11 protein-coding genes are annotated in these 15,364 nt (G+C 63.9%); 6 read left to right on the top strand and 5 right to left on the bottom strand.

The window, feature by feature from the left end; genetic code table 11:
- Positions 1–14 precede the first annotated feature (14 nt).
- A complete protein-coding gene (locus tag C8D72_RS02140; RefSeq protein ID WP_245955116.1) occupies positions 15–1,502 on the top strand; it encodes a glycoside hydrolase family 32 protein in 1,488 nt (495 codons plus the stop codon).
- Positions 1,503–1,505: 3 nt separating this feature from the next.
- Here C8D72_RS02140 and C8D72_RS02135 read toward each other — a convergent pair whose 3' ends face one another.
- On the bottom strand, positions 1,506–4,232 hold the full coding sequence (locus tag C8D72_RS02135; protein ID WP_115852756.1) for a nitrate reductase: 2,727 nt from the start codon (positions 4,230–4,232) through the stop codon (positions 1,506–1,508).
- 465 nt (positions 4,233–4,697) lie between these two features.
- On the opposite strand from C8D72_RS02135, the gene C8D72_RS02130 reads away from it, so the two are divergent.
- The 5 genes from C8D72_RS02130 to scpC all read left to right on the top strand — a co-directional run bounded on the left by C8D72_RS02130 (position 4,698) and on the right by scpC (position 11,613).
- On the top strand, positions 4,698–5,960 hold the full coding sequence (locus C8D72_RS02130) for an NAD(P)/FAD-dependent oxidoreductase (RefSeq protein WP_115852755.1): 1,263 nt from the start codon (positions 4,698–4,700) through the stop codon (positions 5,958–5,960).
- A gap of 2 nt (positions 5,961–5,962) precedes the next feature.
- Positions 5,963–8,545, top strand: a complete 2,583-nt coding sequence (gene nirB / locus C8D72_RS02125) for a nitrite reductase large subunit NirB (protein WP_115852754.1) — start codon at positions 5,963–5,965, stop codon at positions 8,543–8,545.
- Positions 8,545–8,907: a nitrite reductase small subunit NirD gene (nirD, locus tag C8D72_RS02120; protein ID WP_115852753.1), complete on the top strand. Its 363-nt coding sequence runs from the start codon at positions 8,545–8,547 to the stop codon at positions 8,905–8,907. Before nirB ends, nirD begins: the two co-directional genes overlap by 1 nt.
- A 208-nt stretch (positions 8,908–9,115) precedes the next feature.
- Positions 9,116–9,928 (top strand): formate/nitrite transporter family protein, encoded by an 813-nt coding sequence (locus C8D72_RS02115; protein WP_115852752.1) that lies wholly within the window; start codon positions 9,116–9,118, stop codon positions 9,926–9,928.
- Between the two features lie 170 nt (positions 9,929–10,098).
- Positions 10,099–11,613: a succinyl-CoA:acetate CoA-transferase ScpC gene (gene scpC, locus C8D72_RS02110; protein ID WP_115852751.1), complete on the top strand. Its 1,515-nt coding sequence runs from the start codon at positions 10,099–10,101 to the stop codon at positions 11,611–11,613.
- 31 nt (positions 11,614–11,644) lie between these two features.
- Here scpC and otnI read toward each other — a convergent pair whose 3' ends face one another.
- The 4 genes from otnI to ltnD all read right to left on the bottom strand — a co-directional run bounded on the left by otnI (position 11,645) and on the right by ltnD (position 15,349).
- Positions 11,645–12,427: a 2-oxo-tetronate isomerase gene (gene otnI / locus C8D72_RS02105; RefSeq protein ID WP_115852750.1), complete on the bottom strand. Its 783-nt coding sequence runs from the start codon at positions 12,425–12,427 to the stop codon at positions 11,645–11,647.
- 65 nt (positions 12,428–12,492) lie between these two features.
- Positions 12,493–13,152: a 3-oxo-tetronate 4-phosphate decarboxylase gene (gene otnC / locus C8D72_RS02100; protein ID WP_115852749.1), complete on the bottom strand. Its 660-nt coding sequence runs from the start codon at positions 13,150–13,152 to the stop codon at positions 12,493–12,495.
- Positions 13,149–14,420 (bottom strand): 3-oxo-tetronate kinase, encoded by a 1,272-nt coding sequence (otnK, locus tag C8D72_RS02095; protein ID WP_115852748.1) that lies wholly within the window; start codon positions 14,418–14,420, stop codon positions 13,149–13,151. Before otnK ends, otnC begins: the two co-directional genes overlap by 4 nt.
- A gap of 23 nt (positions 14,421–14,443) precedes the next feature.
- Positions 14,444–15,349 carry an L-threonate dehydrogenase gene (ltnD, locus tag C8D72_RS02090; protein ID WP_115852747.1) on the bottom strand — a complete coding sequence of 302 codons (906 nt, stop codon included), beginning with the start codon at positions 15,347–15,349 and terminating at the stop codon, positions 14,444–14,446.
- Positions 15,350–15,364: the final 15 nt, after the last annotated feature.

Below are 15,364 nucleotides of genomic sequence, written 5' to 3'. Positions count from 1 at the left end.
GACAGGATGACGACATGAGCGGCTCCGACACCATGGCAGCCTCCAACGAGCGGCCGCTGCGCCACTTCACCCCACCGCAGGGCTGGATGAACGACCCCAACGGACTGGTCTACCACGACGGTGAGTACCATCTGTTCTACCAGTACCACCCCGACAGTCTCATCTGGGGGCCAATGCACTGGGGACACGCGGTCAGCCGTGACCTCTGTACCTGGCAGCACCTGCCGATGGCACTGGCCCCTGACGATCACGGCATGTGCTTTTCTGGCAGCGCCGTGGTGGATCGCCATGACGTGATCGGTCTGTTCGATGGCGGCGAGGGCCTGGTGGCCTTCTATACCGCACACCGCTTTCTGGGCGATGACGAAGAACACTACGAGCAGGAGCAGCACCTCGCCTGGAGCCGCGACAATGGTCGCAGCTGGCACAAGTATGCCGGCAACCCCATCATCGCCGCGCCAGGATTTCGCGACTTTCGCGATCCGAAAGTGATCTACCACGAACGCAGCGGCCGGTGGGTGATGGCGCTGGCCTGCGGCCAGCAGATTCGCTTCTACGTCTCCAACAACCTGCTCGACTGGCAGCTGGCAAGCGAATTCGGCCACAACCAGGGGTGTCACACCGACGGCCCCTGGGAGTGCCCCGATCTGTTCGAACTGCCCGTTGAAGGTGGCGAGGCATCCGCCAGCCGCTGGGTGCTGATCGTGGGCGTGGGGATCGACCACGAGGGACCGCAGGACACCATGGGCTCCTTCACCCAGTACTTTATCGGCCACTTCGACGGCGAGCGCTTTCACAACGACTCCCCCGAGGCGCCGCTGTTGTTGATGGATCAGGGGCGCGATTTCTACGCCGTACAGAGCTTCTCGGATGTGCCCGACCGACGTCTGGCGATCGCCTGGCTCAACAACTGGCAGTACGCCGGTCACGCGCCCCAGGCGGGCTGGCGCGGCGCCATGACCCTGCCCCGCGAACTGACTCTGGCGGCCACTGATCAGGGGGTGCGCCTGCACCAGCGCTTTGCGTCGGAGCTGGCCCGGTCGGTCTCACCGCTTGAGGTGGCACCCTTTAATGCGCCGCTGAAGGAAGGTGATCATCTGCTGGCCACGCCCGGCGCCGATCTGGTGCGCGGCGAGCTGACGCTGGAACCGGCCGCCGGCAGCCGGCTGGCGCTGTCGCTGCAGCAGGGCACGCAGCAGCAGTTGATTCTCTGTACCGGCGAGGACACCACCGAAGTCGCCTATCGCCGTGAGGGACAAAGCGGCGTGGCGCGCTTTGATCAGCACTTCCCCGGCGAGCGGCGCGCCGGCGAGCTGGATGGCCGGCGAATTCATCTCCAGTGGTGGGTCGATCACGGCAGCGTCGAGATGCTGATCCACGGCGAGACGCGTCAGCTCTCGATCACACTGGCAGGCTTTTTGCTGCCGCACCGCTATCCCGTGACGCTTTCAGTGCAGTCCGGCAGCGTGCCCCTGATCGATGTCAGCCTCGACGCCGGCTGACCATCACACTGATACCTGCTCGGTGGCTTCATCGCGGCGCGCGTGCTGCGCCGCGATAAGTTGCTTGAGCTCCGGGATACAGGAGCCGCACTCGGTCCCGCAGGCCAGTGTCTCCCCCAGCGCCTCGACGCTGTTGCAGCCATCGGCGATGGCGCGATGGATGGTTTTCTCGCCCACCTGGTGGCAGCTGCACACGGTCGCGCCGGTATCCTCGCCGCTGGCCGCCCGGCCGGCCAGCAGCCGACGTCGTTGCGGACTCTCGAGTGCCTCGAGTGCAAAACAATCGTCCAGCCAGCCAACATCCCCCAGCATCGCATTGAGCGTGCCCACCGGCGCCACCGCCAGCCACCAGACAACCCTGCCCTTGTGAAGGCAGGCCGCGCGAAAGTGCCTGCGCCCGTGGTCTTCGCTCCACAGCGTCGGTACCTGGCCCAGCGCGCGTTCACACCACGTCATCCAGTCAGGCGTCTTCTCGCCCATCATCTGGAAGCGCTGGCAGTGCGTCAGCGGGATACGTGCCCACCAGTCGCTCTCTCCCAGCGGCGCCCGAGCATCATGTCCCAACAGCAGACAGGCCTCCCACTGCGCGGTGATCGGTGACAATGCCACCCGCCCCTGCTTGGACTCGGGCTGACCGGAAAGCGGATCACAGACGGCGGCGATCAGCGCGGAAGCCCGCGCCTGGTGGGCGAACTGATCGTTCCAGTGGATGGGGATGAAAAGCTCGCCGCGACGCTGGGCGGTGGTGACGCGCACGCGGCCCAGATATTCGCCCAGCGTATTATGCAGTCGTGCGATCTGTCCGTTTTGTACGCTGGCGTGGCGTGCATCCTCGGGGTGCACTTCGATAAAGGGCTCGCTGCGGTGATGCATGAGTCGCGGTGCCCGTGCGGTGCGGGTCATGGTGTGCCACTGATCGCGAATGCGCCCGGTATTGAGCACAAGCCTGGCTTCCCCGTCAGGCTGCTGAATCGCGGGGCTGGAGGCGACCGCGATCAGTCTTGCCCGGCCGTTGGGCGTCATGAAGCGCGCACGCTCGAACAATCGCGCCGTACCACGAGGCGCATCAGCGTTCACCGGCCACTGGATCGGCGCGAGCGCGTCATAGCGAGCGCGATCCATCCCCGCCAGACCCGAGATATCAAACAGACGATAGCCGGTGTCCGGCGTGGCCTGAGGATCGTTTTCAAAGCCTGAAAGCCTGGCATGCTCATCAAAGATCTCGTGTACGCCCTGATAATCGAACGCCTCGCCAAAGCCCATGTGGCGGGCCACTTCACGGATGATCCACCAGTCGTGGCGCGCCTCACCCGGCGGCGGCAGTATTCCGCGCTGTCGCGAGATGCGCCGTTCGGAGTTGGTCACGGTGCCGTCCTTCTCGGCCCAGCCGCTGGCCGGCAGGACGATATCGGCATACGCCAGGGTATCATTGCGCGCCACGCAGTCGGAGACGATCACCAGCGGGCACTTTTGAATGGCCGCGCGCACCCGGTTGGCATCCGGCAGGCTGACCAGCGGATTGGTCGCCATGATCCACAGTGCCTGAACCTCACCGCGCTCGATCGCCTCGACAAGTGCCAATGCCTTGTGGCCGGGCCCGTCCGGCAGCGCAGGTACAAGGTTGGGCGTGGTCCAGAAGCGCGTGACCCGATCCAGCGCACCGGGGGTGTGGTAATCCATGTGCGCCGCCAGCTGGTTGGCCAGGCCGCCGACCTCGCGCCCGCCCATGGCATTGGGCTGGCCGGTAATCGAGAAGGGCCCGGCTCCCGGCAGGCCGATACTGCCGCCGGCCAGATGAGCGTTGATGATGGCGTTGACCCGATCGGTGCCGCCGCTGGACTGATTGATGCCCTGGGAGTAGAGCGTCACCACATGCAGCTGAGTGGCAAACCAGTAGTAGAAGGTCTCCAGCCGTTCGGCATCGACGCCGCATCGCTCGGCGGCAGTGGCGATGTCCGGCACCTCCTGCTGCGCCGCGGCCAGCGCGTCATCGAAGCCTTCGGTGTGGTGCTCGATAAAATCACGATCCAGCCTGCCCTTGCCCGCCATATAGCTCAAGAGCCCATTAAAGAGCGCGATATCGCTGCCCGGGGCGATCTGCAAAAAGAGATCGGCCAGCTCGCAGGTATCCGTGACCCGCGGGTCGATCACCACGATCCGCATCAACGGATTGCGGCTTTTGGCCGCGCGCAGACGCTGATAGAGCACCGGATGGTTCCAGGCCAGATTGCTGCCGGTCAGCACCACCAGCTCGGCCGTTTCCAGATCCTCATAGCAGCAGGGCACGGCGTCCGCGCCAAAGGCCCGCTTGTAGCCTGCCACCGCCGAGGCCATGCACAGCCGTGAATTGGTATCCACATGCGGGGTGCCGACAAAGCCCTTGAAGAACTTGTTGGCAATGTAATAGTCCTCGGTCAGAAGCTGCCCCGAGAGATAGCCGGCGATGGCACCGCCACCGTGTTGCGCGCGTATGCTGCCCAGACGTGAGGCCACCGCCGAAAGCGCCGTTTCCCAGCTGACCGTAACCCCATCGATTCGAGGGTGTGTCAGCCGCCCTTCGTGACCCAGCGTTTGTGCCAGCGCCGAGCCCTTGACGCAGAGCCGGCCCTCGTTGGCCGGGTGCGTCTTGTCGCCCGTCACGCCCGCAAGCGTGTCACCACGCCCGGCGTCATGCTGCGCCACAACGCCACAGCCGACGCCGCAGTAGGGACAGGTGGTGTTCGTTTCCATGAAAATCCCCTTTTCGGCAGGCAACGACCCTGAATCGGCCGGCCCCGTCTCGAACCGCCAGCGCCACGTCCCGGATATCCCCATCGATCGACCAAAACCTGATATCCATCAAAAAAGAACGCGACCCGTATTGATAGCCTGAACGAGCAATATCCGGGCCAGAACAGGGTTTTTACCGTGACAGGAAGGCGCTGGCGCACCGATTTCGGGCGTGGCACGTGCTGGATGCACCAACGGATGACCACACCCGTACCGGCTGCACCCTTGTGGTGACATCACGCGCCCGCTGTGCACCACTCGCCAGCAAACACGCTCGCAAAAACGACTGAAATCAAAGCATTCTCCGCTTTCTGGCACGGCATTCGCTTGGTCATGCGCAGCATCGTCGGTGCGCCGCGCCCCTAAAGGGGGGCCGCAGCACCGACCGACAGGCAACCGCATGTCGATCACGCCGGGAGAACCCCCATGACAACGGTCCGTGACCCCCAACCAGACGTTACCCCGCAGCGCGTGCTGATTATCGGCAACGGCATGGCCACCCAGCGCCTGCTGGAAGCGCTGGTGACCCGGCCCGAGCGGCCGCCGGAGATTCACGTCTTCGGCGATGAAGGCACTCCGGCCTACAACCGCATCCTGCTCTCGCCCCTGCTGGCCGGCGAGGTCGACGAGGCAGCGATCGGCCTGCGCAACCGGGACTGGTTCGAGGCCCACAACATCACGCTGCACTGCGGCCGACGCATCACGGCCATCGACCGGACAGCGCGACAGATCATCGATGACCGGGATGAGCGTCACGGCTATGACCATTTGATCATTGCCACCGGCTCGCGCGCGCGCCTTTTCGATCTGCCCGGCGCTGAACTCCAGAGCATCCACGGCTTTCGCACCACCGGGGATGTGGCCTCGCTGATGGCGGCCGGAGAGCACACGCGCCGCGCCGTGGTGATCGGCGGCGGGCTGCTGGGACTCGAGGCGGCCGAAGGGCTTCGCAAACGTGGTCTTGAGGTCACTGTGGTGCATCGCGGCGCGCATCTGATGAACCGCCAGCTCGATGACCGCGCCGCCGAGCTGCTGGCCGACGAGCTTCAGGGCCGTGGCCTGACACTGCGTCTTGAGCGCCACCCCGTCGCCTATGAAAGCGTCAATGGCACCCATGTCGCCGGTGTGAGGCTGGATGACGGCGAACATCTCGAGGCCGGACTGGTGGTGGTCGCCGCCGGCATCGTGCCCAACGCCGAGCCCGGGTTCGAGGCGGGACTGGCTGGCGATCGGGCGATCCGCGTGGACGACACCCTGACCACCAGTGACGCCTCCGTCATGGCGCTGGGCGAGTGCTGCGAGTTCGAGCGCACCACCTTTGGCCTGGTCGATCCCATCTGGGCGCAGGTCGAGGTAATGGCCGACCGGCTCTGCGGCGGTGACCGGCGCTACGCCCTGACACCCAGCGCCACGCGGCTCAAGGTCAGCGGCGTCGAGCTCTACACCTTCGGCCTGCTGGCCCCCGAACCCGGTGACGAGGTGCTGCGCTATCTCGACGCCGACCACGGCGACTACCGCCGCCTGATTCTGCGCAACAACCGACTTGTCGGCGCCGTGCTCTACGGCGATACCCGTGATGGCCCCTGGTATTTCCGCCAGAGCGTGGATCAAAACGATCTCTCGCCCTGTCGCGACACCCTGCTTTTTGGCGCCACGGATGCCATCCAACAGCTTGAGGAGGCTGCCTGATCATGCAACACCTGACGACTCATGAAGCGGCGATCCAGCAGGACAAGAAACAGCTCGTCATCATCGGCAACGGCATGGTGGGCCACCACTGCGTCGAACAGCTGATCGAACGCGGCGCGACACAGCACTATCAGATTCACGTTTTCGGCGACGAGCGCCACCGCGCCTATGACCGCGTGCACCTGTCAGAGTATTTCTCCGGCAAGGACGCCGACGCCCTCGCCCTGGGCGAAGCCGATCTGCACGCAACGCACGGCGTCTCGCTGCATCTGGGCGTGCGTATCACGCGGATCGATCGCGACAGGGGCGAGATCATCACGGCTGACGGTCGTCTGCCCTACGATAGCCTGATCATCGCCACCGGCTCGTACCCCTTCGTGCCGCCTATTCCCGGGCCGGAAGTCAGCGAGCACCCGCAGGCCAGGCTGGTCTATCGCACCCTGGACGATCTTGACGCCATTCGCTATCACGCCGCTAACGCCCGCCGCGGCGTGGTGATCGGCGGTGGGCTTTTGGGCCTTGAAGCCGCCAACGCGCTCAAATCCCTCGGCCTTGAAGCCCACGTGGTGGAGTTTGCCCCGCGCCTGATGCCGGTCCAGCTGGACGATCAGGGCGGCACCGCCCTTCGCGAGCGCATCGAGGCGCTGGGTGTGGGCGTGCATACCGACTGTGCCACCGAAGCGATCGTGGCCAAGCCGGACGGTGAGTACGCCTACCGTATGAACTTCCAGGACGGCGAACATCTTGATACCGATCTGGTGCTCTTCTCTGCCGGCATTCGCCCGCAGGATGGGCTTGCCCGCGACTGCGGTCTGGAGATCGGCGAGCGCGGCGGCATCGTCATCGACGAGACCTGTCGCACCTCCGATCCGGAGATCTTTGCCATCGGCGAATGCGCCCTGTGGAACGGGCAGATCTTCGGCCTGGTGGCGCCGGGCTACACCATGGCGCGCACCGTGGCCGGCTGTCTCACCGATGTATGTGAGCCCTTCAGCGGCGCGGACATGTCGACCAAGCTCAAGCTGCTGGGCGTCGATGTGGGCTCGATCGGCGACGCCTTCGCCACCACCGAGGGGGCCAAAAGCTATCGCTGGATCGACGAGGCCGGCAGCGGCTATCGCCGGCTGGTGGTTTCAAGCGATGGCAAGAAGGCGCTGGGCGCGATCCTGGTCGGCGATAACAGCTACTACGACACCCTGCTGCAGTACGTCCAGAACGGTATCGACCTGCCCGAGGACCCGGCCGCGCTGATTCTGCCGCAAAGCGAGGGCGGTGCTTTGATGCTGGGCGCTGATGCCCTGCCCGACACCGCCATGGTCTGCTCGTGTCACAACGTCACCAAGGGCGCCGTCTGCCGGGCCGTTGACGAGGGCTGCGCCGATATTGCCGCCCTCAAGATCGAGACAAAGGCCAGCACCGGCTGCGGCGGCTGCGCGGCACTCTTGAAGCAGGTGTTCGAGCACGAGCTCGAGTCCCGCGGCATGGAAGTGGACAAAAGCCTCTGCGAGCACTTCCAGTACACCCGTCAGGAGCTCTACGCCCTGGTACGCGTCGAGGAGATCACCTCCTTTGACGAGCTGCTGGAAAAGCACGGCCACGGGCTGGGGTGCGATATCTGCAAGCCGACCATCGGCTCGATTCTCGCCACCTGCTGGAACCAGCCGATCATGGACCCGCAGAACGTGGCACTGCAGGACACCAACGACACCTTCATGGCCAATATGCAGAAAAACGGCACCTACTCGGTCATGCCCAGGGTCGCCGGCGGCGAGATCACCCCCGATAAGCTGGTCGCACTGGGGGAAGTGGCCAAAAAATATGACCTCTACACCAAGATCACCGGCGGTCAGCGCATTGACCTCTTCGGTGCCGAGCTTCACGAGCTGCCGGACATCTGGGAAGAATTGATCAATGCCGGCTTTGAAACCGGTCATGCCTACGGCAAGTCGCTGCGCACGGTGAAGTCCTGCGTGGGCAACACCTGGTGTCGCTACGGCGTGCAGGACAGTGTCGCCATGGCACTGGAACTCGAGCATCGCTACAAGGGGCTTCGCACCCCGCACAAGGTCAAGATGGGCGTGTCGGGCTGCACCCGTGAATGCGCCGAGGCCCAGGGCAAGGATATCGGCGTGATCGCCACCGAGGCCGGCTGGAATCTGTACGTGTGCGGCAACGGCGGCATGCGCCCGCGCCACGCCGAACTTTTTGCCACTGATATCGACAGCGCCACCCTGATTCGCACCATCGATCGCTTTTTGATGTTCTACGTGCGCACCGCCGACAAGCTGCAGCGCACCTCGGTGTGGCGGGAAAGCCTCGAAGGCGGCCTCGACTTCTTGAAGGAGGTGGTTATCGACGACAGTCTGGGGCTGGGTGACGAACTCGAACGCCAGATGCACCACATCGTGGAGACCTATGAGTGCGAGTGGGCCAACGCGCTGAAGGACCCGGAAAAGCTCAAGCGTTTTCGCACCTTCGTCAACGACAACAGCAGCGACCCGGACATCATCAACGTCACCGAACGTGACCAGCCTCGTCCGGCGCGCGCCGACGAAATCGAGTCCCTTGCCGTGGAGATCCGCTGATGAGCACTGCAACTGCGATCAACAACACACCCCGGGTGCTGTGTGATGTCCAGGATCTGGTCGATGACTCGGGCGTAGTGGCCTTGCACGACGGCCGCCAGATTGCGCTGTTTTATCTGCCTAAAGGGCGCGATCGCCAGAGCGGGCCCGAGGTGTTCGCCATCGCCAACCATGACCCCTTCTCGAAGGCCAACGTGATCGGTCGCGGCATTGTGGGCGACAAGGATGGCGAACCGGTGGTTGCCTCGCCCATCTACAAGCAGCACTTCCGGCTCACCGACGGCGTCTGCCTGGAAGACGACCGGGTGCGTCTTGACACCTTTAATGTGCGGATTGAGGGCGAGCGTGTCGTCATTGACTGATCTCGCCGGTTTTACTGCCGACTGTCTGAAACCGCCGTCGAGGCGGTTTCAGACGCTGCTGGTTCAAACACTGTCGGCACCGGGCATCGGCGACAGCGCATTGCGATGACCAATTCGAGAATCCATCTCGAGAACAACCACAAAAAATCGCGCTGCTGCCCCGCCCTTTGCCGATCCATGGCATAACAACACCATCCGAGGCCATACCATGTCCTATCTGACCCCTGCGGAATTCGCCACCAAAATGGTGGATTCCGGCGCGTCCAAGATTTCGATGTCCACGCGCGACACGCTGATTCGTGCCTTCATGGCCGGCGCTATCCTGGCGCTGGCCGCCGCCTTTGCGATCACCATTACCGTCCAGACCGGCCAGCCATTGGTAGGCGCGATACTCTTCCCGGTCGGCTTTGTCATGCTCTATCTGATGGGCTTTGACCTGCTCACGGGCGTGTTCATGCTCACCCCGCTGGCACTGCTGGATCGGCGCCCGGGCGTGACCCCCGGCGGCATCCTGCGCAACTGGGGCTGGGTATTTCTGGGCAACCTGGGCGGGGCACTGACGGTGGCCTTCATGATGGCCTTCATTCTCACCTACGGCTTTTCCATCGCCCCGGGGGAGATCGGTGATCGGATTGCCAGCATCGGCAAGGCGCGCACCCTGGGCTACGCCGAGCACGGTCTGGCCGGCTGGTTCACCATCTTCATGCGCGGCATGCTGTGCAACTGGATGGTCTCGATGGGCGTGGTCGGTGCCATGGTCTCCACCTCGGTCAGCGGCAAGGCAATTGCCATGTGGATGCCGATCATGCTGTTTTTCTACATGGGCTTTGAGCACTCGATCGTCAACATGTTTCTTTTCCCCTCGGCGCTGATCATGGGCGGTGATTTCTCGGTGTGGGACTACATGTGGTGGAACGAGATCCCCACCGTGCTGGGCAACCTGACCGGCGGGCTGGCCTTTACGGGGCTGACGCTCTACAGCACGCACGTGCGCACCGGCCCCAAAAGAGAGCTGATGTAAGCCATCTCCTGCTTCCTGTCAGGGCCCTTTCGAGGGCCCTTTTTCGTGGTTTTTGATCTGGCGCACGGATTGCCCTGCTGCAAGCGTATAACGTTGGGTATCAGAGAGTTGTATGACATCAACGTATCCCCCGCGCCGTTATCCGGGATGATTCGGGAAGGAGAAGCGACATGAAAGTCACCGCCAGCGACCGCTGTCAGTTGAAGGGATGGGAATCGCGCCTGATGAGCGCCGATGAAGCCGCCGAACTGATTCAGGACGGCATGATTGTCGGCATGAGCGGCTTTACCCGGGCCGGGGAAGCCAAGGACGTGCCGCTGGCGCTGGCACGCCGGGCACAGCGCGATCCGTTGAAGATCAGCCTGATGACCGGGGCATCGCTGGGCAATGACATCGACCGCCATCTGACCGAGGCCGGCGTGCTGGCACGGCGCATGCCCTTTCAGGTGGACGCCACGCTCAGAGCGGCCATCAATCGCGGCGAGGTAATGTTCATTGACCAGCACCTGTCGGAAACCGTCGAGCAGCTGCGCAACAAGCAGCTCGGCCATATCGATGTGGCCGTCATCGAGGCCTGTGCGATTACTGAGGACGGCGGCATCGTCCCCACGGCTTCGGTAGGCAACTCGGCAAGCTTTGCGATTCTGGCCGACAGGGTGATCGTCGAGATCAACCTCAACACGCCCGAGGCGCTGATCGGTCTGCATGACATCTATATTCCGCAGATGCGCCCGTCCCGCCAGCCCATCCCGGTGACGGATGCCGGCAGCCGTATCGGCACGCCCCACATCGCCATCGACTCGGACAAAATCGCCGCCATCGTGCTGACCGAGGGCCAGGACAGCCCCTCCACGGTGGGTGTGCCCAACGAAGACACCCGGCGCATCGCCCGGCATTTGATCGATTTTTTCGAACACGAAGTGGAAGTGGGCCGGCTGCCGCCGTCGCTGATGCCGCTGCAGGCCGGCATCGGCACCATGGCCAATGCCGTGCTCAACGGCCTGCTCGACGGGCCGTTCGAGAATCTGACCATGTACTCGGAGGTACTCCAGGACAGCACGTTCAATCTGCTCGACAGCGGCAGGATGACCTTTGCTTCGGGCAGTTCGATCACGCTGTCCGAGGAGTGCGGCAAAAGGGTCTGGTCCCATCTGGCGGACTATCGCGACCGCATCGTGCTGCGCCCGCAGGAGATGTCGAACCACCCGGGCATCGTGCGACGCCTGGGCATTATTGCCATCAATACCGCGCTCGAGGCCGACATCTACGGCAACGTGAACTCGACCCACGTCAACGGCACGAAAATGATGAACGGCATCGGCGGCTCGGGCGATTTCGCCCGCAACGGCCATCTGTCGATCTTCATTACCAAGTCGACCGCCAAAAACGGCGCGCTTTCAAGCCTGGTGCCCTTCGTCAGCCACGTGGATCACAATGAGCACGACGTCGATATCCTGGTCACCGAGCATGGTCTGGCCGACCTGCGCGGCCTGGCCCCGCGAGAACGTGCCGGGGTCATTATCGAGCACTGCGCCGACCCGCTGTATCGTCCGGCGCTGCGGGAGTATTTCAGTGAAGCGTGCCAGCGCGGCGGCCATACGCCCCACTGCCTGGAAAAAGCACTGGCCTGGCATATTGCCGCCGAAAAGGAGGGCTCGATGCTCAGCCTGACCAGAGGCGACTGAGCCCCGGCCGTAGCCCCCGACTGCTCTGGCGTTAGCCCCGACGCCAGGGTGCAAACCACCCAAGCCCTGCGGCTGTCTCACCGCGGGGCTTGTACTCACAGCCCAGCCAGCCGTCGAAACCGGCCTGGTCGAGCTGCTCAAAAAGCCAGGCGTAGTTGACCTCGCCGCTGTCGGGCTCGTGTCGCTCGGGCACGCCGGCAACCTGGATATGGCCGACGCCCTCGCGGTACTCCCGGAAGGTTTCCCAGATGTCCCCTTCCATGATCTGGGTGTGATAGAAGTCCATCTGTACCTGCACATTGGGCTCGCCCAGCGTCTCGATCACGTCATGCGCTTCATGCTGATAGTTGATGAAATAACCCGGCATGTCGCGGCTGTTGATCGGCTCGAGCAGCAGCGTAATGCCCTCCTCCTGAAGTCGTCGCGCGGCGAAGCGAATGTTGTCCAGATAGGTATCGTGCATGACCGCAGGATCCGCCCCCTCGCCGGCCACCCCGGCCATGGCGTGCACCCTGGGGCAGTTCAGCGCGCGGGCGTAGCGAATCGCCGTCTCCACGCTGTCACGAAACTCGCTTTCGCGCCCGGGCAGCGCGGCAAGCCCGCGCTCGCCGGCGTCCCAGTCGCCCGCCGGCAGGTTGAACAGGACCTGTTTCAGGTCATGACGCTTGAGCTCCCGGGCAATCTCATCGGGGTCAAAGGCGTAGGGAAAGAGATATTCCACCGCTTCAAAGCCCTGTCCGGCAGCCTCTCCAAAGCGCTGCATAAACGAGACTTCGTTGAACATCGTGGTGAGGTTGGCAGCAAAACGCGGCATGAGCGCTCCTTGAAAAGGGATGACAGGATAGCCCCCGGCACCGGCGGGCACCGCGGGCCGGATCACTACCAGCGGGCACCGAACTGCTGGCGCAGCCCATCGATCTGCGCTTCATCCAGGGTATTGATCTGCTGACCCTGAAGCAGCAGAAACAGACGCGCGGTCTCTTCCAGCTCCTCGATGGCGTTGCGCGCCGCTTCCAGACTCTTGCCGGCCACCACCGGGCCGTGGTTGGCCAGCAGTACGGCGCTGTACTCCGGGGCGTAGTCACGCACGGCCTCGCCCATCGCCGGATCGCCGGGCTGGAAATAGGGCAGCAGCGGCAGACGGCCCACGCGCATCACGAAATAGGGCGTGATCGGCGGGATACAGGAGCGCTCATCCAGCCCCTTGAGGCAGGAGACCGCTGAGGCGTAGGTCGAATGCAGATGGATGACACCGCCGGCTTCCTCGCGCGACTCATAGAAGGCGCGGTGGAGAAAGGACTCCTTGGTCGGCGGCTTGCCGGAGATCAGGTTGCCCTCCCAGTCGAGCATCGAGATCTCGGCCGGGTCCAGCGCGCCCAGGCTCGCGTTGGTGGGCGTCATCAGCCAGCCGCCGTCACATTTGGCGCTGAGGTTGCCGGAGGTGCCGGGGGCGAGACCCAACTGGCGAAAGGCGCGCCCGATCTCGCTGATCTCTTCACGCAGGCGATTTTCTTCGCTGTGGGTATTGATATGGCTCATGGCATGCTCTCCCAGGCCTTTGTCATGAAGTCTTCACCGCCGAAATTGCCCGACTTGAGCGCCAGCGCAAGCCGCTCACTGCTGCCCAGTGTGACGGTCCAGGGCACGCCCGGATCGATACTCGGCCCGATCTGAAGACCTTTCACGTTGAGCGCACTGACCACGGCGCCTGAGCTTTCGCCCCCGGCGACCAGCAGACGGCGCACGCCCAGTTCACTGACCAGCGTCGCGGCGATCTCGCCCAGCGCGCGCTCGACGATCTCGCCGGCTTCCTGTACGCCCAGCGCCTGTTGCGCCTTTTTGACATTGTCAGGAGAGGCACTGGCATAGATCAGTACAGGCGACTGATCGAGATGATCACGCGCCATCGACAGTCCTGCATCCACTTCCCCACGGAAGTCTTCGGCCAGTGCCAGGGCATCGAGACGGTAATGAGGATAGTGCGCTCGGGCGTGCTCCACCTGGGCCAGCGTGGCCCTTGAGCAGCTGCCGCTCAGAATGGCCTCACGACCCGAAACGGCCGGCAGTTCGGCGGCGCTATCCCCCGTGAGCTGATCCGCCCAGCGCGTGCGAAGGCCCAGCGCCAGACCGGACCCCGCGGTCAAAAGCGTCAGGTCACGACAGGCCTCGCCCAGCGTTTCCAGATCGCGCTGCTCGACGGCGTCGAGAATCGCCACACCGACGCCCTCCGCCTGCAGCGCGTCAAAGCGGTGTCGCACCGCCTCGCTGCCCTGGCGCACGCAATCAAAGTCGACCAGTCCGACCCGGTGGCGGGTCTGGCTGCCCATGACGCGCACCAGGTTGGCGTCCGTCATGGGCGTCAGCGGGTGGTCCTGCATACCGCTTTCATTGAGCGGCACGCCACCCGCAAACAGATAGCCGTTGTAGACGGTGCGGCGATTGGCCGGCAGTGCCGGACAGGCCACGGTAAAGGGCACCTCAAGTGCTTCCATCAGCGCATCGGTGACCGGCCCGATGTTGCCCTCGGCGGTAGAGTCAAAGGTCGAGCAGTACTTGAAGTAGAACTGCTCGCAGCCGCGGGCCTGGAGCCATTCAAGCGCCGCCAGCGACTGCGAGATCGCCTCTGCCGCCGGAATTGTGCGGCTCTTGAGTGCGACTACCACGGCATCAACGTCCTTCAGCTCGTCGGCCAGTCCCTGATCGGGGACGCCGATGGTCTGCACGGTGCGCATGCCGATACTGACCAGCTGACTGGCCAGATCGGTGGCACCGGTAAAGTCATCTGCAATACAGCCCAGTAAAGGCATGGGGCTCTCCCTGATTGGCAGAATTAGTCGTTGGCAGCACAAGTGGGTAAATCGATCCCCGGGAAGATACGCACGACGCCGGCATCATCCTCGCGGCCATATCCCATGGAGGAAGCCTGGCTGAACATGGTCAAGGCCTGGGCGGTCATCGGCAGCGGGAAGCGATTGGCGCGAGCGGTGTCGTGCACCAGCCCCAGATCCTTGACGAAGATGTCCACCGCCGAGCGCGGGGTGTAGTCACCATCAATAATGTGCGGCACGCGGTTTTCGAACATCCAGGAGTTGCCGGCGCTTTGGGTGATCACCTCATACAGCGTTTGCGGATCACAGCCACTTTTGATGCCGTAGGCCATCGCCTCGGCCGCCGCGGCAATGTGCACCCCCGCCAGCAGCTGATTGACCAGCTTGACCTGAGAGCCCTCCCCCGGTGCCTCGCCGAGGCGAAAAATGGTGGCGGCGATCGCATCCAGTGCCGGCTGGGCACGCTCGAAGACCTCGGCGGGGCCGGAGGCCATCAGCGTCAGCTCACCGGCGGCGGATTTGACCGCGCCACCGGAGATGGGAATGTCGAGATAGTGAATCTGCTGTGCCGCCAGTTCCTCGGCCAGCGCAATCACGGCCTCCGGTGCGGCGGTGGCACAGCCCACCACGATGCTGCCGGGCGAGAGCGTGGTCGCGAGGCCGTTGTCACCAAAGAGCACCTGGCGCATCTGCTCGGCATTGACCACCACCAGAAAAACGATATCGACACCGCTGCCCATGTCAGCCGGTCTTTGCACCGGGGTACCGCCCGCCTCGGCCAGCTTTTCAAGCGCAGCGGGGTTGATGTCACATCCACGGGTGTCAAAGCCTTCCCGCACCAGTGAGGTGGCCATACCCAGCCCCATTGATCCGAGCCCGATGACGCCTGTCCTGAGCCTGTCTGCCATATCCGCGTTCCCTCG

Origin of the sequence: Kushneria indalinina DSM 14324 (genome assembly GCF_003385845.1) — a bacterium.
Classification (GTDB): domain Bacteria; phylum Pseudomonadota; class Gammaproteobacteria; order Pseudomonadales; family Halomonadaceae; genus Kushneria; species Kushneria indalinina.
Note: the sequence above shows the minus strand (reverse complement) of the source record. Positions and strands in the feature narration are given on the sequence as shown.